General features: G+C 42.3%; 2 protein-coding genes and 1 pseudogene. 1 reads left to right on the forward strand and 2 read right to left on the reverse strand.

Features of this window, described 5'->3' with window-relative positions:
- Positions 1–170 precede the first annotated feature (170 nt).
- Positions 171–1,163 (reverse strand): AAA family ATPase, encoded by a 993-nt coding sequence (locus tag KM934_RS12645; protein WP_317192676.1) that lies wholly within the window; start codon positions 1,161–1,163, stop codon positions 171–173.
- Between the two features lie 551 nt (positions 1,164–1,714).
- Between KM934_RS12645 and KM934_RS12650 the strand changes: the two genes are divergently transcribed.
- A complete protein-coding gene (locus tag KM934_RS12650; protein WP_215760966.1) occupies positions 1,715–1,906 on the forward strand; it encodes a hypothetical protein in 192 nt (63 codons plus the stop codon).
- Between the two features lie 42 nt (positions 1,907–1,948).
- Here KM934_RS12650 and KM934_RS13365 read toward each other — a convergent pair.
- Positions 1,949–2,047: pseudogene (locus KM934_RS13365) on the reverse strand (DUF1016 N-terminal domain-containing protein); the annotation flags it as partial.
- Positions 2,048–2,105 lie beyond the last annotated feature (58 nt).

A 2,105-nucleotide genomic window follows, 5' to 3' on the forward strand; every position in this document is an offset into this window, starting at 1 on the left:
AGCTCCGCTTGAATATTATGCTGAGATGCAGCCTATCTTATGCAAAGTTAGCGCATTTATTTCAAAGCGCCACTATGTTGGGTTCCTAAAATAACATTTTTTATTCTGCTAACATCATAGCCATGCCAACACAGTAGGCTCGGCTTTTCCTCCTTCAAATACAAACAATATCATACGCCAAACGTACCCCCTCTATACAGTTTCTCTAAGTTGTGGCCAAATCGAAGTTCCTTGTTAGTAAGGTTGCATATGGCACTTATGTTGTTGTCCTTTAATATGAAAAAACAATCGGGACGCAGCAAGTCATTGGACAACAAGAACGTGTCGTGAGTAGTCAAGAACAACTGATTGTCGCTCTTGAACAATCGTCGACTAAGGGCATACGAAAGCTCATGGTGGTAAAAGGCATCAAACTCATCAATGAAGACAAACGAAGCATTTACCATCTCTTTCAGCCAATAGTATTGCAGTTCCAAGTTCATTGTGCCGGTAGACGCAACTAACAAAAAGGGGATGCGAATGCCATTGATAACGGCATAAAGCATGTTTTCGCCCTGTACGGGTTTTGCAAACACAAAGTGCTGACCGCTCACCTCTTTCAGAAACTCCGAGAAGTCTTCTGTAAGGTTGTTGTTTATGATATATTCCTCTATGTTGCTGCCACCCTCTTTTAGGCCGATAAACTCACGATTGTCGAGACTTCTAAAAAACAGCATGTTCTCAACAAAGCTTCTTAACTTCAACAAGGCATGCCCCTCAGGGAAGGGCACGACGCTTAACAGATAATTGACTATTGAGATATTGTTTGCGCTGTTTTTTAAATTGTCTAAAGCTACATCCGTCAGGCCGAACTTCTTGTTCAAGCGTAAGGAATTGACGTCCTTGAAGAGCAATTCCTTTTCGTTCAGAAATAGCTGCTCCTTTACAATAATTCCCTTGAGCTCCTTTGCTGTTTTTGAATAGCTGTACGACACGATGTCTTTGCCAAATCTGAAAACATACTCAAAATCGACCGGCTGGTTATAGCCATATGCCGAAGCGTAATTCAAATAATAGTCAGGCTTCTTCCATTTATGCGACAAGTGGTTGGCTATATCGAAAACTGCCAACCCCAAGTTACTTTTTCCAGATCCATTGGGGCCATATATAATGCCATTCTTCACAACGCCATTTTTTATGGCATCCGTGTTGAAAGAATAGCTGCATGGATGCGACAAATTCCACTCGATCTTATCGCTAAAGCCTCGATAATTCTTAACGGCAAATCTTATTAGCATAACTCTATTGGATACTTAATAATGACATGCGGCAAAGATACTAATTATTTGTTATTCCGTAAAACATTTACGGAACAATGTCGCTCATTCAATAAATATTTCTATGAAACAGCCTACATGCATGCGTCTTTCGCATGTATCTTACGGAAGACCTTCCCACCGTCCTGCTCATACATCATGTTACTCTTTACCCAACAACCCTCTTGTTTTCTTTAGCAAAGTCTGAGTCGATGCATTGGGGTTAAGTGCCGGTTTCCTCTCTATCCATTCACGCAGCGGAACAGCGTTCTGCTCCGCTATTTCGCAGCACATCATCAACCACTCCTCGCAGACGGCGGCGAGTGTTTATAAATGCGCGAAAAACCTAAGAATCGTGAAAGGGTTTGCGCCATCCGCTTTTCTTTCCTAAATTCGCGGAAAAAATAAAAGCGTAAAAAATGAAACAAGCATCGAGCGATATCATCTGGTTTTGCAGCCAACTACAACAGGCTGAGCAAACCATCTCCCTGGCATTGGAAAAAGCCGAAGAGTTCTCCGAAGACGACAAAGCGATTGTGGGTAGAATCTTGCCCGACGTTGAGCTGATCGACATCACGTTGCTGCAATTGCTGTCGCCCACAATGCCGTAAATGCTAAAGCAGAAAACAATTCTCGTTATGGTTTTTGAGGTATTTGGTTACACCCAAGAAACCGAGATTGTAGCTACTATTGAAGACTTCGTTGGCGTACTGTGCTTGTTCGGCAGGAAGAGTGCGGTCGAAATTATTATCAACCTAAAGTTTCTGATTTAGTTTCAAACGGGCTGAACTAACAGTCACCGGCGCAAAG

It is taken from the genome of Hallella faecis (assembly GCF_018789675.1).
In the GTDB taxonomy this organism is placed as follows: Bacteria; Bacteroidota; Bacteroidia; order Bacteroidales; family Bacteroidaceae; genus Prevotella; species Prevotella faecis.